Origin of the sequence: Pantoea alfalfae (assembly GCF_019880205.1) — a bacterium.
GTDB classification, from domain to species: Bacteria; Pseudomonadota; Gammaproteobacteria; order Enterobacterales; family Enterobacteriaceae; genus Pantoea; species Pantoea alfalfae.
Map to the genome: position 1 here is coordinate 2,966,066 of NZ_CP082292.1, position 26,295 is coordinate 2,992,360.

Sequence of the window (26,295 nt, forward strand, 5' to 3'; positions counted from 1 at the left end):
CTCCCCAACCTTAGCCTGACGCAACCGTTTTCCTTGCGTGCGTCTCATGCTATTCTCGGTGCCCTTCAAAACCTGTCCGCCCGGCCAGGTCTGTTTGTTCATTCACAGGAGTTGACCCCATGTCATCCAACGCCCCGGCCCGCATCGCCATTGTTATGGGTTCCAGAAGTGACTGGGCCACCATGCAGTTCGCCGCTGAAATCCTCTCCAGCCTGGACGTCCCTTTTGATGTTGAAGTGGTCTCTGCGCACCGCACCCCGGATAAGCTGTTCAGCTTCGCCGAAACGGCAGCCGGCAACGGTTATCAGGTGATTATTGCTGGCGCAGGTGGCGCGGCGCATCTGCCGGGAATGCTGGCAGCAAAAACCCTGGTGCCGGTGCTGGGTGTGCCGGTGCAGAGTGCGGCCCTGAGCGGCGTCGATAGCCTCTATTCGATTGTGCAGATGCCGCGCGGTATTCCGGTCGGTACGCTGGCAATTGGTAAAGCGGGTGCAGCTAATGCCGCCCTGCTGGCCGCGCAGATTCTGGCACTGCATGACAGCGCGCTGGCGTCACGCCTGAATACCTGGCGTCAGACTCAGACCGATGAGGTGCTGAACCATCCCGATCCGCGGGTGGATGCATGAAGCCGGTTTGCGTACTGGGCAACGGCCAGTTAGGTCGTATGCTGCGTCAGGCGGGTGAACCGCTGGGCATTGCGGTCTATCCGGTAGGCCTGGATGCCGATCCTGCCGCCCTGCCGATCGCCGATAGCGTGATTACCGCCGAAATCGAACGCTGGCCGGAGACCGCGCTGACGCGTGAACTGGCGAGCCATCCGGCTTTTGTTAACCGTGATATTTTCCCACGTCTGGCCGATCGCCTGACGCAGAAACAGCTACTGGATCAACTGGGGCTCGCTACCGCGCCGTGGCAGTTGCTGGCGGACAAAAGCGAATGGCCAGCGGTGTTTGATTCACTGGGCGAGCTGGCAATTGTGAAAAGCCGCACGGGTGGTTATGACGGACGGGGTCAGTGGCGTCTGCGTGCTGATGAAACTGACCAGCTGCCGGATGCGTGTTATGGCGAGTGTATCGTTGAGCAGGGCATCAACTTTTCCGGTGAAGTGTCACTGGTCGGCGCGCGCGGTCACGATGGCAAGGTCGTGTTCTATCCACTGACGCATAACCTGCATCAGGACGGCATTCTGCGCACCAGCGTGGCGTTTCCGCAGGCGGATCCGGCACAGCAGCAGCAGGCCGAAACGATGCTGAGCGCGATCATGCAGGCGCTGAATTACGTTGGCGTGATGGCGATGGAGTGTTTTGTGACGCCAGCCGGGTTGCTGATCAATGAGCTGGCACCGCGTGTGCATAACAGTGGTCACTGGACGCAGAACGGCGCGTCTATCAGCCAATTTGAGCTGCATCTGCGCGCCATTCTTGGCCTGGCATTACCGCAGCCGGTGGTGTTTGCGCCGTCGGTCATGGTGAATCTGATCGGCACTGCCGTGAATCTCAGCTGGCTGCAACAGCCGCTGGTGCATCTGCACTGGTATGACAAAGAGGTGCGTCCGGGTCGTAAGGTGGGCCACCTCAATCTGAACGACAGCGATGCAGAGCGGCTCAGCGCAGCGCTAAATGCGCTGGTGCCTCAGCTACCGGAAGAGTACGCCAGCGGTATCGCCTGGGCCGTTGAAAAGCTGTAGTTTCCCGTAATCCGCCTGCAGGTTACGGGTGCAGTCTGAATAAAGGTCAAAGGCGGCCTGGTGCCGCCTTATTCCAGCCCTGCTTTACGCCGCATCAAACTTCCTGAACAGCGCCTTTCCTTTCAGTAACCGTATCCCCAGCCAGCCGCCGCACAGCGACAGCAGCAGCGCGCCACACAACGGCAATGCCAGCCACAGTGTCCAGTCAGGCTGCCATGGGAAGTCGAAAATCTTCGTCTGTAATCCCCACAGCGCCGCTTCTGCCCCCATCGCGGCCGCCACGCCGGAAACCACGCCGAGCAGCGCAAACTCACACCACAGCGTCGTGCGTAGCAGGCGTTTACCGGCACCCAGCGTGCGATAGACCACCAGCTCCTGCCGACGCTGGTGCATCCCGACCTGAATCTGCGCCAGCAGCAGCAACACACCGCAGGCCGTGACCAGCACCACCATGATCTCCAGCGCCCGGCTGACCTGCGTCAGCACCTGACCGATCTGCCGCATAATGCTGCCGATATCCAGCAGACTCAGCGCCGGGAAAGCACGGTTCAGCTGCGCCAGCAGTACAGGATTCGCCTCCATGCGGAAGCTGGTGAGCCAGGTCTGGGGCTGACTGTCGAGCGCACCTGGCGGAAAGATAAAGAAGAAATTCGGCTTCAGGCTTTCCCAGTCCACTTTTCGCAGACTGGTAATATGGGCGCTGAAGGTCTGCGTATCGCCGTCGAACGTCAGCGTATCACCGAGCTTCAGCCCCAGACGATCCGCCAGTTCTACCTCCATCGACACTTCACCGGCCTTCGGCGGCCAGTTGCCAGCGACCAGCGGATTGTGATCCGGGCGCTCGGCCAGCTCTGTCAGGTTGAGTTCGCGATTCAGGGCATTATCCCGTTTCGGATCGGCCGGTTTGCCGTTGAGTTCGCTAAGCCGCACCCGCGCAATCGGATAGAAGGTTTCGGGTTTGATCTGGTGCGCTTGCAGGAAATCGCGCACCTGCGGCACCTGATCCGCCGTCATATTGAGCAGGAAGAAATTCGGGCTGTCTGCCGGTAACTGCTGCTGCCAGCGATCCAGTAGATCGCCGCGCATCACCAGCAACAGCGCCAGCAGCATAAACGACAGCGAAAAGGCCGCGAGCTGGCTCAGCGTCATGCCGGGCTGGCGCAGCAGCCGGTTGATCGCCAGTCGCAGCGCCAGATTGCGCACCACCAGCCGACGCAGCAGCAACAGGGTTCCCAAGCCGAGTAACGCCAGTAATCCCGCCAGCACCACCACACCTGCCAGCAGCGCCCAGAGCATTTTACTGCCCCCGACCAGCAACGCTAACAGCGTGACGACCACCGCGATCATCACCGGGATATAGATTTTCAGCGGCCAGAGATTTGCCACTGCATCGCGCCGCAGCACGCGCAGCGGCTGCGTTGCCAGCAGCAGACGATAGGGACGCAAACCCACCAGCAGCGAAATGACAAACAGCGATCCCACCGCCCAGATCCACGGCCAGACGCTGGCCGCCGGTAAGCTGGCGGGCAACACGGGTTTCAGCATGGCCATCAGGATCGCTTCCACGCCCTGCCCCACAACGCCTCCGGCAATCGCCGCCAGCAGCAGCACCGCCAGCCACTGGCCGATGATCAACCGCTGCAACGCACCCTGCGTCGCGCCCAGGGTTTTCAGCACCGCCACCAGATCGTAACGGCTGCGGCAATAGTGACTCATGGCAACCGCCACGGCCGCAATCGCCAGCATCAGCGTCAGTAAGGCCGAGAGCAGCAGGAACTGCTGCGCGCGCTGCATCGAACGGCCCAGCGCATCTTCCGAGTTCTCCACGCTGATCCAGCGCTGGTCCGTCTTCAGCTGCGGTTCAATCCAGCGGTCATAGCGGGCCAGCTGTTCGGAATTACCGGAGAATTTATAGCGCCACGTAATACGGCTGCCTGGCTGAATCGCACCGGTTTTGCCAGCATCCGCCAGATTGATCAGCAGACGCGGTGCCATCTCAAACGGGTTAAAGCCACCATCCGGCTCCTGGATTATCTCCCCGCTGATGCGCAGCTGGGTATCGCCGACTTCCAGCGTATCGCCCACTTTCAGATTCAGCAGCGCAATCAGGCGCGGTGCCGCCAGCGCAGTACCCGCCTGCGGCCTCAGTCCCGGCGGCTGCGTCTGCAGCGTGCCAAACATCGGGTAGCGGTCATCCACTGCTTTTACCGAGGCGAGCTGCGGTGATTGGTCGGCAAAGGTCATGGTCATGAAGGTGAGCTGACGACTGACCGTCAGGCCGGTTTCCCGCGCCTTTTCCAGCCAGGCTTCGGGCGCAGCATCGGTGCTACGCAGCGTGCGGTCACCAGCCATAAAATCACGGCTCTGCTGATTCAGCCCTTTTTCCATGCGATCGCTGATCGACCCCAGCGCCAGCACGCAGGCCACCGCCAGCGTCAGGGCCAGCCAGACAATCAGCAGCGAGGGCGAACGCCACTCGCGCCAGAACCAGCGCCAGATCATTGCTCCTCCCACAATTTTCCGTCGCGCAGCCGCAGGCGACGATCGCAGCGCGCCGCCAGTTGCTCGTCATGCGTCACCAGAATCAGCGTGGTGGCGAAGTCGCGATTAAGGGAAAAGAGCAAATCGGCGATGCGATCACCGGTTTTGCGGTCAAGGTTGCCGGTCGGCTCATCGGCAAACAGCAGACCCGGACGACCACTGAAGGCGCGAGCCAGCGCGACACGCTGCTGTTCGCCGCCTGACAGCTGAGCGGGCAGATGATGCAGACGTTCACCCAGCCCGAGCAGCGTCAAAAGTTCCCGTGCCTGTTCGCGACTCTGGCGGTCGCTGTCACCGCGCAGGAGTGATGGCAGCTGGACGTTCTCCTGTGCATTCAGTGTCGGCACCAGCATAAATGACTGAAACACAAAGCCGACCTGACGGGCACGCAGAGCCGCACGCTGTTCTTCGTTCATCTGGTGCAGCGGCTGCCCCAGCAGATGAACTTCGCCGCTGCTGCCATCGTCCAGCCCGGCCAGAATGCCCAGCAGGGTTGACTTGCCGGAGCCGGACTCGCCAATCAGCGCAATGGTCTCGGCTGGTTTGACAACCAACTCAACTCCGGTAAGGATGGTTAACTGATGCTCTCCCTGACCGACGGACTTAGTAAGATGATGAACTTCAACAATGTTTTCCGCTGGCATTATCCCTTCCTGTTATTGATTCTTCTGATGGTGTCGCGTCTTGCTGCTGCAGATACCCTGATGGTGCTGGGCGACAGCCTGAGCGCAGGCTATCGCATGTCTGCCACCGCTGCCTGGCCCAGCCTGCTTGATAAGCAGTGGCAGCAGAAACCAAAAGTAGTCAACGCCAGCATCAGCGGCGACACTGCCGCACAGGGACTGGCGCGCCTGCCTGCACTATTAAAACAGCATCAGCCGCAATGGGTGTTAATCGAACTGGGCGGTAACGATGGTCTGCGCGGTTTTCCGCCTGACGCTATCGCGCAGAATCTGAGTAAAGTCATCGACGATGTCAAAGCTGCCGATGCAAAGCCGCTGCTGATGCAGATCCGTCTGCCCGCCAACTATGGCCGCCGCTACACCGAGGCGTTCAGCGGCATCTACCCTGGACTCGCGCAGCAGCATGATATTCCTCTGGTGCCCTTTTTCATGGAGCAGGTCTATCTGAAACCCGAGTGGATGCAGCAGGATGGCATACATCCCAATCCTGATGCACAGCCATTTATCGCCGGATTAATGGCAAAAGAACTGGCTCCCTTAGTTAAGCAGCCGTAGCGCGCCTGGATGCGCAAAAAGGGTAAAGAAATGCAAAAAACCATTCTGATTACAGGTTGTTCCAGCGGGATTGGCCTGGTCGCCGCGCACGATCTGCTGGCGCGCGGTTATAAGGTGATCGCCGCCTGCCGAAAAGCCGACGATGTCGCCCGCATGAACACGCTGGGTTATACGGGCCTGCAGCTCGATCTCGACGATCCGCAGAGTGTCGATCGGGCAGCGGACACGGTGCTCGCACTCTGCGATAACCGTCTGGCCGCGCTATTCAACAACGCCGGATTTGGTCTGTATGGCCCGTTGCGAACCCTCACCCGTCAGCAGCTGGAGCAGCAGTTTTCCAGCAACTTTTTTGGCGTCCATCAGCTGACGCTGCGACTGTTGCCGGCGCTGCAGGCCAGCGGCGATGGCCGCATTGTGAATACCAGCTCGGTACTGGGACTGATCTCCACGCCTGGCCGGGGTGCCTATGCCGCCAGCAAATATGCACTGGAAGCCTGGAGCGATGCGCTGCGGCTCGAAGTGCGCAATAGCGGCATCCGGGTCAGCCTGATTGAACCTGGCCCGATTGAGACTCGCTTTACCGACAATGTGACGCAGGGGGAACAGCATAACCCGGTGCGTAACCCGGGCATCGCGGCACGCTTTACCCTGCCAGCGGAAGCCATTCTGCCTAAGCTTCGTCACGCACTCGAGAGTAAACATCCACGTTTGCGCTATCCGGTGACGCTGATCGCACACGTCATGAGCCTGCTGAAACGGTTACTGCCAGGCTGGATGCTGGATCGCATTTTGCGCAGCCATTAATCAGCCATGCGCAATAGCGCTTGAAGCCGGGCCAGTTGGCCCCATATTCTTAGAACACTTTTTGCAAAGAGACTTATCCATGTCACCACACGCTTCTATCATCGACATCAACGAATCTAACCTGCAGCAGACCCTTGAGCAGTCGATGCAGCTGCCGGTGCTGTTCTACTTCTGGTCTGAGCGCAGTCAGCACTGTCAGGAGCTGACACCTGTGCTGGAGCGTCTGGCGCAGGAGTACGCGGGTCAGTTTATTCTCGCAAAACTCGATTGCGACAAAGAGCAAAGAGTCGCGTCGCAGTTTGGTCTGCGTTCAATCCCGACCGTCTACCTGTTCCAGGATGGTCAGCCGGTTGACGGTTTCCAGGGACCGCAGCCGGAAGAGGCGATCCGCGCCCTGCTGGAAAAAGTCCTGCCGCGTGAAGAAGAGCTGAAAGCGCAGCAGGCGATGGTGCTGATGCAGGAAGATAAACCGTTGGAGGCGCTGCCGCTGTTAAAAGATGCGTGGCAGCTGAGCAACCAGTCCAGTGAGATCGGTTTCCTGCTGGCAGAAGTACTGATTACCCTGAACCGCAGCGATGAAGCAGAAGCAGTGCTAAAAGTCGTACCTTTGCAGGATCAGGATACCCGTTATCAGAGCCTGATGGCGCAGATCGATCTGCTGAAACAGGCTGCGGATACGCCGGAGATTCAGCAGTTGCAATCCGAGCTGGAAGCGGACCCGACTAACGCCGGGCTGGCTGCTAAACTCTCGTTACAACTGCATCAGGTGGGTCGCAATGAAGAAGCACTGGAACTGCTGTTCAGCTTTCTGAAATCCGATCTCAATGCCGCAGATGGCCAGGCGCGTAAAATGCTGCAGGAGATTCTGGCGGCGCTGGGAACCGGCGATGCACTGGCTGCGCGTTATCGTCGCCAGCTCTATTCCCTGCTGTACTAACAGCAGCACCACGGGCCGAAGCGACTCGGCCCGTTAATCTGACAATGCGGAGGTTGTATGATAACTGTCATTCCTGCCCTGATTATTCTGGCACTGGTAGCGGTCTGGGCAACCGTCAAGATCGTGCCACAAGGTTTTCAATGGACGGTTGAGCGCTTTGGCCGTTATACCCGCACGCTACAGCCAGGATTAAGTCTGGTCGTGCCGTTCATGGATCGCGTCGGTCGCAAGATCAACATGATGGAACAGGTACTGGATATTCCCTCGCAGGAGATCATCTCCAAAGATAACGCCAACGTCACCATCGATGCGGTCTGTTTTATTCAGGTCGTTGATCCGGCGCGTGCCGCCTATGAAGTCAGCAATCTTGAGCAGGCGATTCTGAACCTCACTATGACCAATATGCGCACCGTGCTGGGCAGCATGGAGCTGGACGAAATGCTGTCACAGCGTGACAGCATTAATACCCGTCTGCTGCATATCGTGGATGAAGCGACCAACCCGTGGGGCGTTAAGATCACCCGTATCGAGATTCGCGACGTGCGTCCACCGCAGGAGCTTATCGGCGCGATGAATGCACAGATGAAAGCAGAGCGAACCAAGCGCGCCGATATTCTGACGGCCGAAGGGGTACGACAGGCGGCTATCCTGCGCGCTGAAGGGGAGAAGCAGTCGCAGATCCTCAAAGCGGAAGGTGAACGTACCTCGGCGTTTCTGCAGGCAGAAGCCCGTGAACGTCAGGCTGAAGCGGAAGCTAACGCCACTAAAATGGTCTCGGAAGCGATCGCGGCGGGTGATATTCAGGCTATCAACTACTTCGTGGCGCAGAAATACACCGATGCGCTGCAAAAAATCGGTGAAGGCACTAACAGCAAAGTCGTGATGATGCCGCTGGAAGCGAGCAGTCTGCTGGGGTCGATCGCGGGCATCGGTGAACTGCTGAAGGAATCGCGTACCGAGTCGACACGCTGATGCTGATGGAAATCATCGCGCATCCGCACTGGTTCTGGCTGACGCTGGGTGGATTACTGCTGGCGGCTGAGATGCTGGGCACCAGCGGTTATCTGCTGTGGAGCGGACTGGCGGCAGTTATTGTCGGCATCTTTGAGTGGCTGGTGCCAGTGAGCTGGACGACACAGGGGTCACTATTTGCCGTGCTGACACTGATTTGCGTCTTTCTGTGGTATCGCTGGATGCGCCACCGTGAAACGCATCAGACGCCCAATGCCCTGAACCAGCGCGGTAGCCAGATGATCGGGTTGCAGCTGACGCTGGATACCGCGCTGCATAACCGCACCGGTCACATACGCATCGGGGATAGCAGCTGGCGGGTTGAGGCAGAACAGGATCTGCCTGCCGGCACACCGGTCGTCGTGGTCGGCATTGAGGGGATTACGCTGCGAATTCAGCCACGCTGAATGCAGCACCCGGCCAGATTATTGATAATCGGGCACTCTGCGCTCTCATCGCCCGGGCAGGCGTCCGCCAGCGCCAGCAGACGAGCGCGCATGGCATGCAGCTCTTCAATGTGCGCTGCAATTTCATCGGCTTTCTGCAGAGTGCGGGCTTTTACATCGGCACTGTGTCGCGACGGATTGTTAAACAGCGCCACCAGCTCGCGGCACTCATCCAGCGTAAAGCCTACCTGTCGCGCCTGACGTAACAGGTTCAGTTCATCCAGATGGTGACCGTCGTAATGGCGGTAACCATTTTCACTGCGCAACGGCGGCGTCACCACCCCTTTCTCTTCGTAGAAACGAATCGCCTTGCTGGTCAGCCCGGTCTTTTTCGCCACATCGCTGATGTTCATTTTCGTCCCCTTGACCTTCCCCTTGATGGAAGGTTTATGCTTAAGCATGAATCGAAACTGACCAGTTGGTCAAATGGGATCACAAGAGGAGTTGATTATGTCACACACTATTTCTCTGGCACTGGACGGCTTGTCCTGCGGCCACTGTGTCAAACGCGTCAAAGAGGCACTTGAGCAGCGCGACGATGTTGACCAGGCCGAGGTTACCCAACAGGAAGCGCAGGTCTCCGGTTACGCGGATGCGGCTGCACTGATCGCCACTGTTGAGCAGGCGGGCTATCACGCGACGCTGAAAACGGCGGACGCGTCCCCAAAGTCTGAACCGTTGACAGCATCGGAGCCGCCGCCGGAGGCGCTGACAACGGAGACCGCTTCTCATCCGGCAGAAAAAACATTACCCACCCATATGCTGCTGATTGAAGGCATGACCTGCGCCAGCTGCGTGAGCCGGGTGGAAAAAGCGCTGCAGCAGGTCGCAGGCGTCAGCCAGGCGCGGGTCAATCTCGGCGAGCGCAGTGCGCTGGTGCTGGGTGATGCTGACCCTGAGCAGCTGGTGGCTGCCGTTGATGCCGCGGGTTATGGCGCGCAGGTGGTGGATGACGAGCAGGAGCGACGTGAAAAGCAGCAGCACAGCGCCCGCAGCGCGATGCGGCGTTTCAGCTGGCAGGCGGCTGTCGCCTTAGCCTTTGGCGTACCGCTGATGATCTGGGGCATGGTTGGCGACAACATGATGCTCACCGACCATAACCACGGCATCTGGCTGACGCTGGGCCTCGTGACCCTGCTGATCATGGTCGTGACCGGCAGCCACTTTTATCGCAGCGCCTGGCGCAGTTTATGTAATGGCAGCGCTACCATGGATACGCTGGTAGCACTCGGCACCGGCGCGGCCTGGATTTATTCCTTTAGCGTGGTGTTGTGGCCCGACTTTTTCCCGCCGCAGGCGCGCCATCTTTATTTCGAAGCCAGCGTGATGATTCTGGGCCTGATCAATCTGGGCCATGCACTGGAGCAGCGGGCGCGTCAGCGATCGTCTAAGGCACTGGAGCGACTGCTTGATCTGACACCGGCCCAGGCGCGGCTGGTCGATCAACAGGGCGACCGACTGATCCCGGTCAGTGACGTCCAGCCCGGCATGACGCTGCGCCTGGTCACCGGCGATCGGGTGCCGGTCGATGGCGAAATCATCACGGGTGAAGCCTGGTTTGATGAAGCGATGCTCACCGGCGAAGCGGTGCCGCAAAGCAAAAATCCGGGTGTGGCGATCTTTGCCGGAACCCTGGTGCAGGACGGCTCAGTAGAATTTATCGCCCGAGCAACCGGGAATCACACCACCCTGTCGCGCATTATCCGGCTGGTACGTCAGGCGCAGAGCAGCAAACCCGATGTGGGCCGTCTGGCGGATCGCATCTCCGCCGTTTTTGTCCCGGTGGTGGTATTGATTGCGCTGCTCAGCGGCGCGGTGTGGTATCTGTTCGGCCCGCAGCCGCAGATTGCCTACATGCTGGTGATTGCGACAACCGTCCTGATTATCGCCTGCCCCTGTGCACTGGGACTGGCGACGCCGATGTCGATTATTGCCGGTGTTGGCCGTGCCGCCGAGCTGGGGGTGCTGGTCCGCGACGCCGATGCGCTGCAGCGCGCCAGCCAGATCGACACCCTGGTGTTTGATAAAACCGGCACCCTGACGGCCGGAAAGCCGCAGGTCAGTGAGGTGCTGGTCTGGGGGAACGCCAGCCGTGAATCGGTATTAGCGACCGCGGCTGCGCTGGAGTTCGCCTCGGGTCATCCGCTGGCAAAAGCGATTGTCGCCGAAGCGAAACTGACTCAGCCAGCGTCGTTAGCGCAATTTCGTACAATACGCGGCAGAGGGGTCAGCGGTAGTCTGGATGGCAGAGCGCTGCTGCTGGGTAACGCTGCACTGTTGCAGGATAACGGCGTCGATTGCCGGGCGGCAGAAGCAGCGATTATGCGCCTGACACAACAGGGTGCCACCCCGGTGTTGCTGGCTGAACAGGGTCAGCTCTCCGGGCTGATCGCGCTGCGCGATCAGCTACGTCCTGAAAGCAGTGCAGCCCTTAAGCGACTGCATCAGCAGGGTTATCGCCTGATTATGCTGACCGGCGACCATGAAGATACCGCACGCGCCATCGCTGCCGAAACCGGCATTGATGAAGTGATTGCAGGCGTATTGCCTGAAGGCAAAGCGGCGGCCATTGAACAGCTACAGCAGCAGGGTCGTCGCGTCGCGATGGTCGGTGATGGCATCAATGACGCGCCTGCACTGGCGCAGGCCGATGTGGGCATTGCGATGGGTGGCGGCAGCGATGTGGCGGTAGAAACTGCGGGAATTACGCTGATGCGCGCCGATCTCAACAGCGTGGCAGATGCGTTAGCGCTCTCTTCCGCGACGCTGCGCAATATCCGGCAGAACCTGTTTGGCGCATTTATCTATAACAGTATCGGTATTCCGGTAGCCGCGGGCGTGCTCTATCCGCTGACCGGCACCCTGCTCAGCCCGATTGTTGCAGGTGCGGCGATGGCGCTCTCCTCCATTACCGTGGTCAGCAATGCTAACCGCCTGCTGCGTTACCGGCCACCGCGCCAGTAATCGCCGTTTCAGCGCTGTTTTTAACGCTCTGAAGTCGCTAGCATGGGGTTTTGAATCGCAAAGGACCGGGAATGACAGGCAACATCTGGCGCTCACTGCGCGGCTTTATCAGCCAACTTTTTCCCGCCAGTTACCGCTGGCCTGCGATAGATGTCCGGCTTGGCAATCGTCAACTGCATCTGGTGGGCAGTATTCATATGGGAACGCGCGATATGCAGCCGTTGCCCGCTCGCCTGCTGCATCAGTTGCAGCAGGCTGATGCGCTGATTGTGGAAGCGGATATTACGCAGGGTGGCTCACCCTTCGATCACCGAGGCGATCGTCCTGCGCTCTCAGAGCGACTGGAGAGCAGCGCGATGCAAACGCTTACCGCACTGTGTCAGGAGATGAGTCTCACGCTTAGCCTGCTGGATAACCTGCCCGCCTGGCAGGTGGCGCTGATGTTACAGGCGCAACAGGCACAGAGGCTGGGATTACGGCCTGACTACGGCATTGATTATCAGCTGTTGCAGGCAGCGAAAGGCCTGAACAAACCCGTGATTGAACTGGAAGGTGCCGATGCGCAGATCGCCCTGCTAACCGCGCTACCGGATGATGGCATGGCGCTGTTACAGGATACGCTGCTGCACTGGCACACTAATGCACGACTGCTGCAGATGATGGTGAGCTGGTGGCTTGATGCACCGCCACGCCAGCCTGAAATCACGCTGCCCGCGACGTTCAGTCAGGCGCTGAATGATACGTTGATCGGTCAGCGTAATGCGCAGTGGTGTGACAGGCTGCAGGGGTTAGCGGCGGGAAACTATGTGGTGGCCGTGGGTGCTTTGCATCTTTACGGCGAAGATAATCTGCCTGAGATGCTGAAGAAGCCCTGAAAAAAAGAGAGCCGATAAGTTTATCGGCCCGTCAAAGAGGAATTTGTTTATGATTTTGGTTATCGCTCAGCAATCAGATTGCTGGCGCGCGGCCAATTTTACGCAAAGAACAAAATTTCGCCACCTTTTTCCATGATTCTGCGTAATAAGATTTTTCTTAGTAAGGAATACGTATGACACCCGCCGTAAAATTACTTGAAAAACAAAAGGTCAGCTTTACGCTGCATCCTTATGAACATGACAGTAACGAAACGCATTTTGGTGACGAAGCGGTCCGCAAGCTTAATCTTGATGCGCGCCAGGTCTATAAAACGCTGCTGGTGGCGCTGAATGGTGAAGCGAAACAGCTGGCGGTAGCGATTACGCCGGTATCGACGCAGCTCGACCTGAAAAAGGTGGCAAAAGCGCTGGGCGCGAAGAAAGCCGATATGGCCGATCCGCAGCTGGCACAGCGTGTGACCGGCTATCTGGTGGGCGGTATCAGTCCGCTGGGACAGAAAAAACAGCTGCCCACGGTAATCGATGACTCAGCCAGCGCGTTTGACGCCATGTTTATCTCTGGCGGCAAACGAGGCCTGGATATTGAACTGGCACCTCAGGATCTTTCACGCCTGCTGGACGCACCGTTTGCGGATATCGCCCGCCACGACTAAACACGCGGCTGGGCGCACAGCTGATCGATCATCCAGCGCCCCGCCGGACCGGGCGGCGTTCGTCGTGACCAGACAACTTCAACGGCGATGTGCTGTGGCCAGCCCGACATCGACAACTCTTTCAGCACGCCATGCCCAAACTGTTTCACCAGCCAGCGTGGCAGAATCGTCCAGCCAAATCCCTGCTCCGCCATCTCCAGCAGCAGTAAATAGGTGGGCGCTGACCAGATGCGACCCATGGGCGCGGGTTCATGCGCCTCAACCCAGGTGTTAAGCCGCAGATGTCGCACGCCTTCCAGTTCGCTTTCGCTCAGGGTATCAGGCTGTGCCAGCGGGTGATCGCGATGTAAAAAGACCGCCATCTGCGCTTCAACCTGCAGCCGCGCCACTGCGATATCTACCGGCAGATTGGGCTGCGCCCGCACGACGCCCAGATGTACCCGCCCGGCCTGCAGCAGATCAAGGACATCACCATCTTCAGCAATCATGACTTCCAGTTCAATCTCCGGATAACGCGCATCAAATTGCCTGAGCAGATGTTCATGATGATCGGTTTGCCAGAAATCGGACATGGCAAAACTGAGCCGGGGTTCAACGCCCTGCGACAGACGTATCGCCAGCGCATCCAGCCGCTCGCTGGCCGACAGAATCTGCTGAACCTGAGGAACAACGCGACGTCCCTGCTCGGAGAGGATCGGCTGACGGCCCGTTCGATCAAACAGCGCAAAGCCGAGATCGTCTTCTAAATTAGCCACCGCTGCGCTGATGGTGGACTGACTTTTACCCAGCGCACGCGCAGCCGCCGAAAAGGAGCCACTCGCCACGGTCTGCATAAAAGCCTCAAGGGATTCCGGGGAGTATCGCATTTTTTCCATCGCTTTTTTCGATAGGTGTTCATTTTATCTTAGCATTCTGACATGTGAAAATGCGCCGTATTATTGAAGGAGAACAAAAAATGCGTACCCGCTCACTTAAAGAACGTATTCTTCATGCTGTCTGCTTTGAAACACTGGCGATTCTGACCGTTTCGCCGCTGGCGGCATGGGCAATGAATAAACCGCTGTTTCAGATGGGATCGCTGGCGATTATGCTCTCTACGGCCGCGATGCTATGGAATATGATTTACAACAGCGGGTTTGATCGGATTTATGCGCCAGGCCAGAAACGCGGTCCGGGCGTGCGTGTGTTACATGCGCTGGGCTTTGAAGGCGGATTTATCCTGATTGGTCTGCCGATCGCCGCCCTGATGCTGGATATCACCCTGTGGGAAGCTTTCCTGGTTGAAGTGGCCTTTTTCCTCTTCTTCCTGCCCTTCACCATGGCTTACAACTGGGGATGGGACAAACTGCGCGAGCGCTGGATCAGACGTCACCCCTGCCGGGCATAAGAAAAACGGGAGGCGCAAGCGCCTCCCGGTCAGTTCAATGCGTGGCGGCTGTTTCGTTCCCCCACGGCCAGATCCACGCCAGAATCATTTTGGGATAGTTACGCTTCCGCGCTTTCTCTGCTGCCTCATCCCGCGCCCGAATCTGCTCATCGGTAAGATGCACGATCTGCCCTTTCGGCTCATAGTCACTGGCTTTAACCGGTGAATGCGCCTTGATGAAGTCGCGCAGCACCTGCGCATCCACTGCTCCGCTGTTGACGTACCCGGCATGATTATCCAGACGCGGATAGCCGTCGCCGCCCGCCGCATTAAAGCTGTTTGTCGCCATGCGATAATGCTGCGTATCTTCAATCGGTTTGCCGTTAATACGGACGTTACTGACATGCTTACCATCGGCGGTCAGGCTGATACCGGCAAACTGGGCATAGCCACCTGAGTCAGGCTGAATATTGGCGACCACATCCAGATATTTTTTGACCTCTGCGCCAGTCAGGCTGACCGAGACCACCTGGTTGCTGAACGGCTGGACCTGTAGCAGGTCACGCCAGCTCAGCTTGCCCGATTTCAGCGAGGTGCGAATACCGCCGCCGCTCATCACCGCAAAATCGGCTTTAGTATGCGCCATCTGAGCGCGCAGAATCAGCTGGCCGAGATTTGTCTGCTCAAACCGAACCTGCTCTTTTTCACCGCTGAAGTCGCCGTCAACGCTGCCGACATTCAGGGTCAGCTTCGCCTCTGCCCGCTTCTGAAACGGCATCAGCAGCTTCATCATTGCGGTATTTTTCGGGATCTCTTCCTGCCAGGTGAGCCAGGTTTCACTGCCATCGGCATTCTTCACCTGATGTTTGAGGTTGACCGGCACCAGCTGATAAGCCTCCAGTGACACTTCTCCATTACGGAAGGTGAAGTCGCCACGTCCGACATATTTGCCCCACTTATCGGCCTGCATAATCCAGATGCCGTTCTGCTGATCGGGTTTGCAGGGCTGGCCGGGCTGATAATTTTTGACGCTGACGTTCTCTTTTTCCATGCAGACCGCATCATGGGAATGCCCACCCACGATCAGATCGATTGTGCCGGCAGGCAGGCTGCGGGCCAGAGTGACGTCATCGATGCCGTTGCTGCCGTGCTTACCGTCGTCATAGTGGCCAAGGTGGGTCAGCGCAACAATCACGTCCGGCTTCTCCGCGGCACGCAGTTCAGCAACCGCCTTCACCGTTTCTGCAATAGGATCGCGGAACTCGGTATCTGTCAGCCCAGCCGGATTGGCCAGTTTTGCGGTATCCGGGGTAATTAACCCGACGACTGCGATTTTCAGCCCGAGACGGTTAAATACCGCCCAGGGTTTAAACAGGCGCTGATCGGTGCCTTTCTGATAAACGTTGGCGGCCAGCAGCGGGAATCGCGCCCACTTCTCCTGCTTGCGCAGAACCGCAATCGGCTTGTCGAACTCATGATTGCCCAGCGCCATCGCGTCATAGCCAATCAGGTTCATCGCACGAAAATCGGGTTCAGCATCCAGCTCGTCGGACTCCGGCACGCCGGTATTGATATCACCGGCAGAGAGAATCAGTGCGCCGCCGCCTCTGGCCTGGACATCGTAGCGCAGGGTATCCATCAACGTTTTCTGCGCCGCCAGACCATATTCGCCCTGCGCATTAAACCAGAAGTGGCCATGCTCATCGTTGGTGTGCAGCAGGCTGAAACGATAGGTGTGATCGGCCTCAGCGGCCTGTGAAAACAGCGGCATCAGGGCCACCAGTAGCGCCACACCTGCTCCTGTCCATTTTGATAACAACACGGTGATTCTCCTTAATTTACTTTCTGGCCCGATTATCTGCCGCTTTGCCCCACTGTGTCGCATATTCCCCCGGCGAACTCAAGGCCAATGCACATCTGCGTGCATGCATGAGCTTACGCTTTTTATTTCTGCTCCGTGTTTGCAGAGCAAGCAAGTGGCTCCGGAGTGACACCTATACAACAGCGGGCTCTCGTTCCAGCCCGGGTCCGGTTTCTCCCGACTGAGCAGAAAGAGGCGATAAAGCGTGTTGTTAACCGATTGTTTACTGCTGCAAAAGTGCCGCTGGCAGGCTTTACCCCCTCTGCATGCACATTTCTCCCTTATTCGTGCCAGACCGACGTTATTTACTGATGCGAATTTTTATTTATCCGGCCCTGTTTAAAGCGTCAAATCAGCCAATATTATGGATAATGGACAAAAACACCCTTTCGATTGTGGTTTTGACTTTTTTTCATGGTTTTTTAAGGTATTCCCGCAAATTGCTCAGCGAAAGAAGTGATTTTGTTTTAAACTCATTTGTTACAAGCGGATACATTTGTATACAAGGAGACAGGCATGCATCACACCACACCGTTGATCACTACCATTGTCGGAGCACTGGTTCTGGCATTTCTCCTTGGGATGCTGGCAAACCGCCTGCGTATTTCGCCCCTCGTCGGTTACCTGATGGCAGGCGTGCTGGCGGGTCCTTTTACGCCCGGCTTTGTCGCAGATACCAATCTGGCCCCTGAACTGGCAGAACTCGGCGTTATCCTGCTGATGTTTGGTGTCGGCCTCCACTTCTCAATGAAAGATCTCATGTCGGTAAAGTCGATCGCCATTCCCGGTGCCATCGCGCAAATCGCAGTCGCGACGTTACTGGGAATGGGATTGTCATGGACGCTGGGATGGTCATGGTTGACCGGCCTGGTGTTTGGTCTCTGCCTTTCTACCGCCAGTACCGTGGTGTTACTGCGTGCGTTAGAGGAACGACAGCTGATTGATAGCCAGCGCGGACAGATAGCCATTGGCTGGCTGATTGTTGAAGATCTGGTGATGGTGCTGACGCTGGTACTGCTGCCCGCCATTGCGGGCATGATGGAACAGGGCAACGCCAGCGCCGGACTGCTGGCCTGGGATCTGCTGTGGACCATCGGTAAGGTGGCTGCCTTTATGGTGCTGATGATGGTGGTGGGACGCCGTGCCGTGCCCTGGATCCTCGCCCGCAGCGCCGCCACCGGCTCACGCGAATTGTTTACGCTGGCGGTGTTAGCGCTGGCATTGGGCATCGCTTTTGGGGCCGTTGAATTCTTTGATGTTTCGTTTGCATTAGGTGCTTTCTTCGCCGGTATGGTGCTGAATGAGTCGGAACTGAGCCATCGTGCCGCACGGGATACTCTGCCGTTGCGTGATGCGTTTGCCGTGCTGTTCTTTGTTTCGGTCGGCATGCTGTTCGACCCGTCGATTCTGGTGACGCAGCCGCTGGCAGTGCTGGGCGCACTGGTGATTATCGTGGTGGGTAAGTCGGTCGCCGCGTGGCTGCTGGTAACGCTGCTCGGCCATTCGCGTCGTACGGCGCTGACCATTTCGGTCAGCCTGGCACAGATTGGTGAGTTCGCCTTTATTCTGGCCGGTCTGGGTATCTCGCTGGGCCTGCTGAGTGATGAGGGCCGCAACCTGGTGCTGGCCGCCGCCATCCTGTCGATTATGCTTAACCCGATTCTGTTTACCCTGCTGGAGCGTTTTCTGGCAAAAACAGAGACGATGGAAGAGCAGACGCTGGAAGAAGCCATTGAAGAAGAGAAGCAGATCCCGGTGGATTTCTGTAATCACGCCGTGATTGTGGGCTATGGCCGGGTTGGCAGCCTGATTGGTCAGAAGCTTCTTGAGGCTAATGTTCCGCTGGTGGTGGTTGAAAACTCCCGTACCCGGGTCGAAGCGCTGCGCGAACAGGGCATCAAGGCGGTGCTCGGTAATGCTGCCCGCGCGGATACCATGGAACTGGCACGACTCGACTGCGCCCGCTGGCTGTTACTGACCATCCCGAATGGCTATGAAGCGGGTGAAGTGGTGACGGCGGCGCGTGAAAAGCATCAGAATATCGAGATTATCGCCCGTGCCCACTATGACGACGAGGTGGAGTACATCATGGAGCGTGGTGCCACCCGCGTCGTGATGGGTGAGCGTGAGATTGCCAGCAGTATGCTGCAAATCCTGCAGGATGAGATGAAGCAGGGCGAAGATTTAAAGCCCTGCGATGTCGTGCGCTGATTCAGTCTGGCCCGTATAGCTGTGATATCGAAACGGCACAGGGAACAGGGTCAGATCGGAAAGACGCAAAAGCCGACATCCATGACACGCCTGGCCCGCGCGATTACGCACCTCATCCCTGAGGTGCGCCCGTTACCGGGCCAGCGCTCTGCGTTGTTCAAAAACGCCTGGCGTTTTTGTCCATGGCGCGGGACGCTCTCCTCTTCTGACCCTGTTCCCTGCGCGTTGAGTTAATCCATTGCTGCCAGATTCACCCTCATTTAAGTTTGCAAACTGTCTGCCGTCCTGTGGCAACCCGCTTTACCGATCCCAGTAAGACTCTTCCAGACTGTCTTCACGCTCCGGCAGGCCGCGGGTTAAACGCGGCGAATGCTGATTCAGCACCTGATAGCTGACGCGATTGGCATACTTACACACCTGCGCCAGTGACGAATAGGTCAGATACGGACGCGCATGTTTACTGGAGTTCGGCACATTCAGGCTGTGATAGTTGTTGGCGGTGATGTCATGCAGCAACGCCGCCAGCGCACCATCTCCGGCGCCGTTGGTGTTCATGATCTTTTCAGGTCCGCCCATATAAGGCGCGATGTGCGAGAAGATACGCAGCGGCTGCTGGCAATCCTGCTGGCGCATCACGCGGCTGAACTCATACTGGTTGAATTCTGCAATCGCGCCAGGCAGCAGCGGATGGTTGGTTTTGCGTTTGAACTCGTCTTCGGTGTAGCCCGCCATATAGAGCCCAATCGGGCCAGCGGTGCAGAGCACCAGATCCACCCAGTCCAGCGCCATATTGGAAGCAAGCAGCGGATCGGCTTCGCCGGTCAGCGCCAGCGCTTCCTCCTCGTTCATCGCCACGATGCTGACGTGCTCGCGCAGGAAGTCCCGCCAGAACTGAGGATTATCGCCAATCACATGTTTGGTACCCAGCGTCAGCACCACCGGCACATTGTGGCGTTTGGCATATTCAATCGCCTGTAACGTTGCCTGCGGCATCGGTTCACCTTCGGCACAGCGCACCAGATAGGAGGTCAGCACCAGCGCAGAAGCTCCGGCGATCACCTCTTCTGGCACCTTCTCCGGATGCAGCTGGTTCATCTGGCCGGGGCTGATCGCGAAGGTTCGCTCGCCATGTTCGCCAATCAGCGTAAAGCAGCGGCCAATAGCGCCATCAACACCCTGCAGATAGTTAAGATCGACCCGGCTTGAGGTGTTACAGAGATAGCGATAGGCGTAGCCGCCAATCTGGATATTGTTGCACATCACGCCGAGCAGCACGGAGCGGTCATCGGCCAGCACCGAGAAGTTGTGCAGCGTGTTACCGATGGTGCCTCCGGCAAACTGATGAGTGATTAGCGCATCGCGCATCAGCTCGTTGTACAACGCTTCCGCGACAGCATTATCGATTACCAGCGAGTGCCCGGCACTCAGACCGTAACGGGCGAGAAAGTCGTCATCGACTTTGGCTTCGATATCCACCAGCGTCTGGTCGATACCCACTACCCAGCTGCCTGCATCAACATCGTGTTGAGCGGGCTGTAACAGGGGATCGCGTGCGCTGACGGGAAAGTAGTGTTTGGATTTACGTTTGCCGGGAAATTTCATCGGGAATGCCGTCTGGAAAAACAGGCGGAGAATGATATCACACTCTCCGCCTTCGCTTTAACGGCGTGCGTCGACCAGTTGCACCATCATGTCGATATGCGCCTCATCGGCGTTCAGCGCAGGGATATACTCAAACTTTTCACCGCCGGCATGCATAAAGATTTCGCAGTTTTCACCACTGATCTCCTCCAGCGTTTCCAGGCAGTCAGACGAGAAGCCCGGACTCATGACCTGAACATGTTTGATCCCTTTGGCAGGCAGGCCTTCCATGGTTTTGTCGGTGTAGGGCATCAGCCAGGGCTCACGACCAAAACGCGACTGGAAGGTCATCATGTACTGATCCTCACGCAGACCCAGCGCTTTGACCAGTGCGGCGGTGGTATCCGCACAGCGCTGCGGATAGTCATCGCCTTCGTTAGCAAAACGTTGCGGAATGCCGTGGAACGACAACACCAGCAGTTCGGGCTGACCGTGCCGCTCAAACGAGCGCTCTACCGTCGCTTTCAGCGCGGCGATATAGGCCGGATGTTCGGCGTAGTCACGGATAAACTGCACATCGGGCAGCGAACGATACCCTTTGAAGACGGCGGTCAGGCCATCCCATACCGCGGCTACGGTGGAGCAGGAGAATTGCGGATAGAGTGGCAGCACAATCAGGCGGGTGACGCCCTGCGCCATCAGCTTATCGACTGCGCTTTTCAGGCTCGGATTGCCATAGCTCATACCCAGTTCGACGGGCATATCAACCCGTGCCGCCAGGGCATCGCGCTGACGCATGCTGTAGACCAGCAACGGAGAACCGCCTTCCATCCAGACCGATGCGTAGAGCTTCGACACGCGCGGTGAGCGAAACGGCAGAATGACAGCATTGAGAACCGGCCACCAGAGCCAGCGCGGTGCATCGACCACGCGCGGATCGCTTAAAAACTGCTTCAGATAGCGTTTAACTGCAGGTGTGGTTGGAGCGTCTGGCGTACCTAAATTAACCAATAACACGCCGGGCTTATCTTGCCTCATTTGAGTTCCTTGATGACAACGGGGATGCGTGAAAACAGGGAAATTGTAGCGGAATTAGTGGGAGGTAAAAGCAATTACTGCAAAAGGGGCCAGTGATACCGGCCCCATTGAGCTTAGCCGAGGATCTTAGCCAGCTCGGCACTCACTTCGGTCACTTTACGGGTGCCGTCGATTTTGTGATAGGCGGTGTTGCCCGCTTCCGCTTCTTTGCTGTAGTAAGCAATCAGCGGGGCGGTCATCTGATGGTATTCCACCAGGCGCTTACGCACGGTCTCTTCCTGATCGTCTTTACGCGTGGTCAGCTCCTCGCCTGTCACATCATCTTTACCTTCCACTTTCGGTGGATTAAAGGTGACGTGATAAACACGGCCAGATGGCGCGTGAACGCGACGGCCCACGATACGTTCAACAATCAGCTCGTCCGGTACGGCGAACTCCAGCACGTGATCAACAGTGATCCCGGCTTCTTTCATTGCATCTGCCTGAGGGATGGTGCGCGGGAAACCGTCCAGCAGGAAACCGTTTTTGCAGTCTTCCTGAGTGATACGCTCTTTAACCAGCGCAATCACCAGCTCATCGGTTACCAGTTTGCCAGCATCCATGATGGCTTTCGCCTGGTTACCCAGCTCGCTGCCTGCTTTTACTGCTGCACGCAACATGTCGCCAGTGGAGATTTGCGGAATGCCGTACTTCTCCATGATGAATTGGGCCTGAGTCCCCTTACCTGCGCCCGGAGCTCCGAGCAGAATAATACGCATTGCGTAAATCCCCTTGCGAATCGCATTGATCTATCTTAGAAGCGGAAGAACATACCATTATGACCCGCTCATCACAAGGAAGGGCGAGGATCGCTCAGGATGACTTTACTCTCTTTATGGCCCTGAACCCGGCCCGGCTGGCTGGCCTGCCGCTTTTTCAGATTTACCGCCTGTGCTGAGCAGGAATTGCAGTCGCCGGCTCAGATGATGTGTCATATTCACGCTTTTTTTGCCACTGCCGCGCACGTTAGCATTCAGCTGCAGCCGTGCCTGCTGGGGCCACTTCACCACATCTTCCGCATCTGACAGCGCAGCGATCAGCGAGGCCGGAACATTAAAACTGGCAAACGGCAAACCGGGCTGATGGCAGGAACTCAGCGGCAGTGGTGCTGACAGGGAAAGCGCATCAACGGTGGCGGCGTTGTAGGGTCGCCACTCGGGATCGGCGAAGCAGCGTAGTGCCTCGTGCGTGCCGTTCAGGCTCAGCCCCTGTTCAAACAGCCGCAGTTCGCTGCGCACCAGCGTACTGAAGTCGTGGGTCCGCAATGCTACCAGCACCAGATCGCTGCAGATCCCGGCGTGGCGATCCAGCCGGGTAACAAACAGATTGGCTTCATCGATCAGCTTCTGATGCAGCACGCTGGCGAAACTCTCGCTCGCCTCTGTCACGCCCTGATTCTGGCATTCCCGCAATGAACGGACGCGGCCATTGGGCACTTCGACATGCGGCACCAGCATAATGCTGCCCGCTATCAGCGGCACCGCGGGCAGCATGTTGAGTTCGGTGACCGGAAAGTGAGACGCATAACGGCTCTGATTGCGTGCCTGCTCCTGCCGCAGAAACAGCTGAGAAAGCAGCACCTGCGTCAGATGCAGTGAAGGCGCAAAGAAGAGATCGAACTGCTCCAGCCTGTAAAAACGGGAGAGCGCCAGGCGTAACCGATGGCGCGCCTCTGCTGACGTTTCAGAGGATAAAAGGCTGTGTGCCATGTATGTCTCGCTTTAGTGATGATGCGGCGTAAGCGCAGGAGAAGCGAGGCGGAATATCGGTGAAAAACCACAGATATCAGGCTGAGTCAACCCGCCAGAATTTGCCATTCAGAGTAGGTCAATGCGTCTGGACTTTAAAATGATATAAATTGACAATCTCTGTTAGTTTTTTGCACAGGAGATGAGGATGAACGGACTGCCGCCACTAAGAGCGCTGCACTATTTTCACCAGGCAGCCTTACACAGCAGCTTTAGTGTGGCGGCCGACCATCTGCATGTTACGCACAGCGCCATTAGCCACCAGATTCGTCAGCTGGAGAGCTGGATGGGCAAACCACTTTTTGTCCGCAGTAATGGCCGGGTGAAACTGACCTCACATGGCGACCGCCTGTTGCTGAGCTGTCAGCAGGCATTCAGTGAGTTACGCAGCAGCTGTGAGAACATTCGTACCGGTCTGCTTCAGCAGATTCGGATCTCCTGTGCGCCCAGCTTTTTGTCACAATGGCTGATTCCCCGTATCGCCAGCTTTTATCAACGCTATCCGGAGATTGAGGTTCACTTCCAGCCGCTGACGCAGGTTTCGGAACTGCGCAGTGAACATGTGGATGTGCTGATCCTCAGTCATAGTGAGCCACCTGAAGCTGATTTAGACGCGACGCTGGTCAGCGAAGATGAGACCGGACCGCTCTGCGCACCGCATTTTGCTTCTCAGCTGCGGGTCGGCGAGGATCTGGCTACCCTGCCCTTGCTGCACGCGGATACCCGACTACACGCATGGTCAGAGTGGGCGGCAAAAACGGGGTACAGTGGCCATTTTAATCGCGGTAAGCATTTTGAGTCGCTGACGCTGGCTATTCAGGCTGCACGAAGCGGCCTTGGCGTGTTGATGGCACCGCATCTGCTGGTACGCAAAGAGCTGGAGGATGGTACGTTGCTTGCGCCGCTTGGCTTTGTCCCCGTCGAGCGGGCAACCTGGATGATGACGAAGCAGAGCCGGCGTCATGATACGGAGATTAGTCTGTTTCGTGACTGGCTGCGGGATGCCGCACAACCCTAAAAAAAGCCGGTGATGATCACCGGCTTGATTTTTATGAGTGCGCCTGGCCTCTGGCCGCATCGAATGAATCCGGTTCGCAGGGAACACGGTCAGAAGAGGAAAGCGTCCCGCGCCATGGACAAAAACGCCAGGCGTTTTTGAACAACGCAGAGCGTTGGCGCGGTAACGGGCGCACCTCCGGGATGAGGTGCGTAATCGCGCGGGCCGAGCGGGTCATGGATGACGGCTTTTGCGTCTTTTCGATCTGACCGTGTTTTCTGCGCTGGCTCGATCTGACAGCAGTCCAGCCCCTGCTTTGACTTTATCAGCCGTCTGAGGCCGGTGAAAACCACCGGCCTGTAAGCGTTATGCCGTCAGCAACTGGTTCATGCGACGGATAAACTGGTTAGGATCGTCCAGCGTGCCGCGCTCGGCCAGCAACGCCTGATCCAGCAGCAGCTCAATCCACTCACCGAAGCGTGCTTCATCCTGCGTATCGGCAACACGTTTCACCAGCGGATGATCCGGGTTGATTTCAAACAGGTACTTCACTTCCGGCACGTCCTGCCCGGCCGCCGCAAACAGCTTCGCCATCTGCGTGGTCATCTCATTGGCATCGGTAGTCACAATCGCTGGCGTGTCAGTCAGACGATGCGTCAGACGCACCTCTTTCACCCGTTCGCCCAGCAGATTTTTCACACGCTCAACAAACGGCTCCAGCGCTTTTTCCGCCTCTTTCTGCTCTTCGGTCTCTTCATCAGCCAGCTTGCTCAGCGACTCATCCGCTTTGCTGACCGACTGGAAGGTTTTACCGTCGAACTCAGTGAGGTAGCTCATCATCCATTCGTCGATGCGATCGGAGAGCAGCAGCACCTCAATGCCTTTCTTGCGGAACAGCTCCAGATGCGGGCTGCTCTTCGCAGCAGCATAGCTGTCAGCAGTGATGTAATATATCTTCTCCTGACCTTCCACCATGCGGCTGACGTAGTCTTCCAGCGAAATGGTCTGTGCTGAACCTTCGCTCTGGGTGGTGGCGAAGCGCAGCAGCTTAGCGATCGTTTCCTGGTTGGCGTGATCTTCTGCCGGACCTTCTTTCAGCACCAGACCGAACTCATTCCAGAAGGTCTGATATTTCTCGTTGTCCTCTTTCGCCAGTTTTTCCAGCATCTGCAGGGTCCGCTTCGTCAGCGCAGCGCGCAGGCTCTGGGTCACGCGGCTGTCCTGCAGGATCTCACGGGAGACGTTCAGCGGCAGATCGTTGGAGTCAATCAGACCACGCACAAAGCGCAGATAGTTCGGCATAAACTGCTCAGCGTCATCCATGATAAAGACGCGCTGCACGTAGAGTTTCAGGCCATGTTTCTGATCGCGGTTCCACATATCGAATGGCGCACGCGCCGGGATGTAGAGCAGGCTGGTATATTCCTGCTTACCTTCCACCCGATTGTGGCTCCAGGCGACAGGGTCGCTATAGTCATGGGCGATATGCTTGTAGAACTCGTTGTACTCGTCGTCGCTGATCTCAGACTTGTTGCGGGTCCATAGCGCCTGGGCTTTGTTGATCTTCTCCCAGTGCGTTCCTTCGCCCTCTTCGTCTTTGCTCTCAATCTCAACCGGCAGCGCGATGTGATCGGAATATTTGCTGATGATGCTGCGCACGCGCCATGCGTCCAGGAACTCATCCTCGCCTTCGCGCAGATGCAGGGTGATCTCAGTACCGCGATCGGCTTTCTCGATCTCAGCCAGGGTATATTCGCCCTCGCCCGCGGATTCCCAGAACACGCCTTCATCGGCTGATGCGCCCGCGGCACGGGTACGCACCGTGACTTTATCCGCCACGATAAAGGCAGAGTAGAAACCGACACCGAACTGACCGATCAGCTGGCTGTCTTTCGCCTGATCGGAGCCCAGGGATTCCAGGAAAGATTTGGTGCCTGATTTGGCAATAGTCCCGAGGTTCTCAATAACCTCATCGCGACGCATACCGATGCCGTTATCACTGAGCGTGAGGGTACGGTTGTCCTTATCAACAGAGAGACGGACACGCAGCTCGCCATCACCTTCATAGAGGCTGGAATCTGACAGGGCGCGGAAGCGCAGTTTGTCTGCCGCATCCGAGGCGTTGGAGATCAGCTCACGCAGGAAAATCTCTTTGTTTGAATAGAGAGAATGGATCATCAGGTGCAGAAGTTGTTTTACTTCCGACTGAAAGCCACGGGTCTCTTGTCCTTTCATGGTCATTGCTACCTCAACAAAACAGGTTGAACAAACGTTGAGGTTGATGTGGGGATGACAGAA

23 protein-coding genes are annotated in these 26,295 nt (G+C 57.5%); 13 read left to right on the top strand and 10 right to left on the bottom strand.

The window, feature by feature from the left end; translation table 11 throughout:
• Positions 1 to 119: 119 nt before the first annotated feature.
• Both purE and purK read left to right on the top strand, forming a co-directional pair.
• Positions 120 to 626, top strand: a complete 507-nt coding sequence (purE, locus tag K6R05_RS14005; RefSeq protein ID WP_161732007.1) for a 5-(carboxyamino)imidazole ribonucleotide mutase — start codon at positions 120 to 122, stop codon at positions 624 to 626.
• A complete protein-coding gene (gene purK / locus K6R05_RS14010) occupies positions 623 to 1,687 on the top strand; it encodes a 5-(carboxyamino)imidazole ribonucleotide synthase (protein WP_161732005.1) in 1,065 nt (354 codons plus the stop codon). Before purE ends, purK begins: the two co-directional genes overlap by 4 nt.
• An 84-nt stretch (positions 1,688 to 1,771) precedes the next feature.
• Here the strand turns inward: purK and ybbP are convergent, their stop codons facing one another.
• Both ybbP and ybbA read right to left on the bottom strand, forming a co-directional pair.
• Entirely contained in the window at positions 1,772 to 4,189 is a 2,418-nt protein-coding gene (gene ybbP, locus K6R05_RS14015; RefSeq protein WP_222924401.1) for a putative ABC transporter permease subunit YbbP, read from the bottom strand.
• The gene (ybbA, locus tag K6R05_RS14020) at positions 4,186 to 4,872 is read right to left on the bottom strand and encodes a putative ABC transporter ATP-binding protein YbbA (RefSeq protein ID WP_010259059.1); all 687 of its coding nucleotides are present in this window, start codon (positions 4,870 to 4,872) and stop codon (positions 4,186 to 4,188) included. The genes ybbP and ybbA overlap by 4 nt, the downstream gene beginning before the upstream one ends.
• Between ybbA and tesA the strand changes: the two genes are divergently transcribed.
• From tesA to K6R05_RS14045, 5 genes are all read left to right on the top strand, one after another.
• Positions 4,840 to 5,466: a multifunctional acyl-CoA thioesterase I/protease I/lysophospholipase L1 gene (gene tesA / locus K6R05_RS14025; RefSeq protein WP_202604849.1), complete on the top strand. Its 627-nt coding sequence runs from the start codon at positions 4,840 to 4,842 to the stop codon at positions 5,464 to 5,466. The two genes, ybbA and tesA, sit on opposite strands and share 33 nt — an antisense overlap.
• A 30-nt stretch (positions 5,467 to 5,496) precedes the next feature.
• On the top strand, positions 5,497 to 6,270 hold the full coding sequence (locus K6R05_RS14030) for an SDR family oxidoreductase (RefSeq protein WP_161732003.1): 774 nt from the start codon (positions 5,497 to 5,499) through the stop codon (positions 6,268 to 6,270).
• Between the two features lie 79 nt (positions 6,271 to 6,349).
• A complete protein-coding gene (locus K6R05_RS14035) occupies positions 6,350 to 7,207 on the top strand; it encodes a thioredoxin family protein (protein ID WP_161732001.1) in 858 nt (285 codons plus the stop codon).
• Between the two features lie 57 nt (positions 7,208 to 7,264).
• Positions 7,265 to 8,179 (top strand): SPFH domain-containing protein, encoded by a 915-nt coding sequence (locus K6R05_RS14040; protein WP_161731999.1) that lies wholly within the window; start codon positions 7,265 to 7,267, stop codon positions 8,177 to 8,179.
• Positions 8,179 to 8,625 (top strand): NfeD family protein, encoded by a 447-nt coding sequence (locus K6R05_RS14045; RefSeq protein WP_222924402.1) that lies wholly within the window; start codon positions 8,179 to 8,181, stop codon positions 8,623 to 8,625. The genes K6R05_RS14040 and K6R05_RS14045 overlap by 1 nt, the downstream gene beginning before the upstream one ends.
• On the opposite strand, the gene cueR is transcribed toward K6R05_RS14045, so the two are convergent.
• Entirely contained in the window at positions 8,613 to 9,017 is a 405-nt protein-coding gene (gene cueR, locus K6R05_RS14050; protein WP_161731995.1) for a Cu(I)-responsive transcriptional regulator, read from the bottom strand. The two genes, K6R05_RS14045 and cueR, sit on opposite strands and share 13 nt — an antisense overlap.
• A 97-nt stretch (positions 9,018 to 9,114) precedes the next feature.
• Between cueR and copA the strand changes: the two genes are divergently transcribed.
• The 3 genes from copA (at position 9,115) to ybaK (ending at position 13,156) form a co-directional block, all read left to right on the top strand.
• A complete protein-coding gene (gene copA / locus K6R05_RS14055; protein WP_222924404.1) occupies positions 9,115 to 11,628 on the top strand; it encodes a copper-exporting P-type ATPase CopA in 2,514 nt (837 codons plus the stop codon).
• A 71-nt stretch (positions 11,629 to 11,699) separates the two neighbouring features.
• Complete coding sequence (locus tag K6R05_RS14060) at positions 11,700 to 12,503, top strand: TraB/GumN family protein (RefSeq protein WP_222924406.1); 804 nt, start codon at positions 11,700 to 11,702, stop codon at positions 12,501 to 12,503.
• A gap of 173 nt (positions 12,504 to 12,676) precedes the next feature.
• Positions 12,677 to 13,156 carry a Cys-tRNA(Pro)/Cys-tRNA(Cys) deacylase YbaK gene (gene ybaK / locus K6R05_RS14065; protein ID WP_222924407.1) on the top strand — a complete coding sequence of 160 codons (480 nt, stop codon included), beginning with the start codon at positions 12,677 to 12,679 and terminating at the stop codon, positions 13,154 to 13,156.
• On the opposite strand, the gene K6R05_RS14070 is transcribed toward ybaK, so the two are convergent.
• Positions 13,153 to 14,022, bottom strand: a complete 870-nt coding sequence (locus K6R05_RS14070; protein WP_161731987.1) for a LysR family transcriptional regulator — start codon at positions 14,020 to 14,022, stop codon at positions 13,153 to 13,155. The genes ybaK and K6R05_RS14070 overlap by 4 nt on opposite strands.
• Positions 14,023 to 14,111: 89 nt before the next feature.
• Between K6R05_RS14070 and K6R05_RS14075 the strand changes: the two genes are divergently transcribed.
• Positions 14,112 to 14,543 carry a multidrug/biocide efflux PACE transporter gene (locus tag K6R05_RS14075; RefSeq protein WP_161731985.1) on the top strand — a complete coding sequence of 144 codons (432 nt, stop codon included), beginning with the start codon at positions 14,112 to 14,114 and terminating at the stop codon, positions 14,541 to 14,543.
• Positions 14,544 to 14,577: 34 nt separating this feature from the next.
• Here K6R05_RS14075 and ushA read toward each other — a convergent pair whose 3' ends face one another.
• Positions 14,578 to 16,344 carry a bifunctional UDP-sugar hydrolase/5'-nucleotidase UshA gene (gene ushA, locus K6R05_RS14080; RefSeq protein WP_161731983.1) on the bottom strand — a complete coding sequence of 589 codons (1,767 nt, stop codon included), beginning with the start codon at positions 16,342 to 16,344 and terminating at the stop codon, positions 14,578 to 14,580.
• Between the two features lie 555 nt (positions 16,345 to 16,899).
• On the opposite strand from ushA, the gene ybaL reads away from it, so the two are divergent.
• Positions 16,900 to 18,594, top strand: coding sequence for a YbaL family putative K(+) efflux transporter (ybaL, locus tag K6R05_RS14085; RefSeq protein WP_161731981.1), 1,695 nt, complete (start codon positions 16,900 to 16,902; stop codon positions 18,592 to 18,594).
• 300 nt (positions 18,595 to 18,894) lie between these two features.
• On the opposite strand, the gene K6R05_RS14090 is transcribed toward ybaL, so the two are convergent.
• The 4 genes from K6R05_RS14090 to K6R05_RS14105 all read right to left on the bottom strand — a co-directional run bounded on the left by K6R05_RS14090 (position 18,895) and on the right by K6R05_RS14105 (position 22,961).
• Positions 18,895 to 20,196 carry an inosine/guanosine kinase gene (locus K6R05_RS14090; RefSeq protein ID WP_161731979.1) on the bottom strand — a complete coding sequence of 434 codons (1,302 nt, stop codon included), beginning with the start codon at positions 20,194 to 20,196 and terminating at the stop codon, positions 18,895 to 18,897.
• Positions 20,197 to 20,253: 57 nt separating this feature from the next.
• Positions 20,254 to 21,213 carry a ferrochelatase gene (hemH, locus tag K6R05_RS14095; protein ID WP_222924409.1) on the bottom strand — a complete coding sequence of 320 codons (960 nt, stop codon included), beginning with the start codon at positions 21,211 to 21,213 and terminating at the stop codon, positions 20,254 to 20,256.
• 113 nt (positions 21,214 to 21,326) lie between these two features.
• Positions 21,327 to 21,971 (bottom strand): adenylate kinase, encoded by a 645-nt coding sequence (gene adk / locus K6R05_RS14100; protein WP_013357027.1) that lies wholly within the window; start codon positions 21,969 to 21,971, stop codon positions 21,327 to 21,329.
• A 114-nt stretch (positions 21,972 to 22,085) separates the two neighbouring features.
• On the bottom strand, positions 22,086 to 22,961 hold the full coding sequence (locus K6R05_RS14105) for a DUF6024 family protein (RefSeq protein WP_222924410.1): 876 nt from the start codon (positions 22,959 to 22,961) through the stop codon (positions 22,086 to 22,088).
• 187 nt (positions 22,962 to 23,148) lie between these two features.
• Here K6R05_RS14105 and K6R05_RS14110 point away from each other — a divergent pair, with 187 nt between their 5' ends.
• A complete protein-coding gene (locus tag K6R05_RS14110; RefSeq protein WP_222924411.1) occupies positions 23,149 to 24,018 on the top strand; it encodes a LysR substrate-binding domain-containing protein in 870 nt (289 codons plus the stop codon).
• Positions 24,019 to 24,363: 345 nt separating this feature from the next.
• Here the strand turns inward: K6R05_RS14110 and htpG are convergent, their stop codons facing one another.
• Positions 24,364 to 26,238 (bottom strand): molecular chaperone HtpG, encoded by a 1,875-nt coding sequence (htpG, locus tag K6R05_RS14115; RefSeq protein ID WP_161731969.1) that lies wholly within the window; start codon positions 26,236 to 26,238, stop codon positions 24,364 to 24,366.
• Positions 26,239 to 26,295 lie beyond the last annotated feature (57 nt).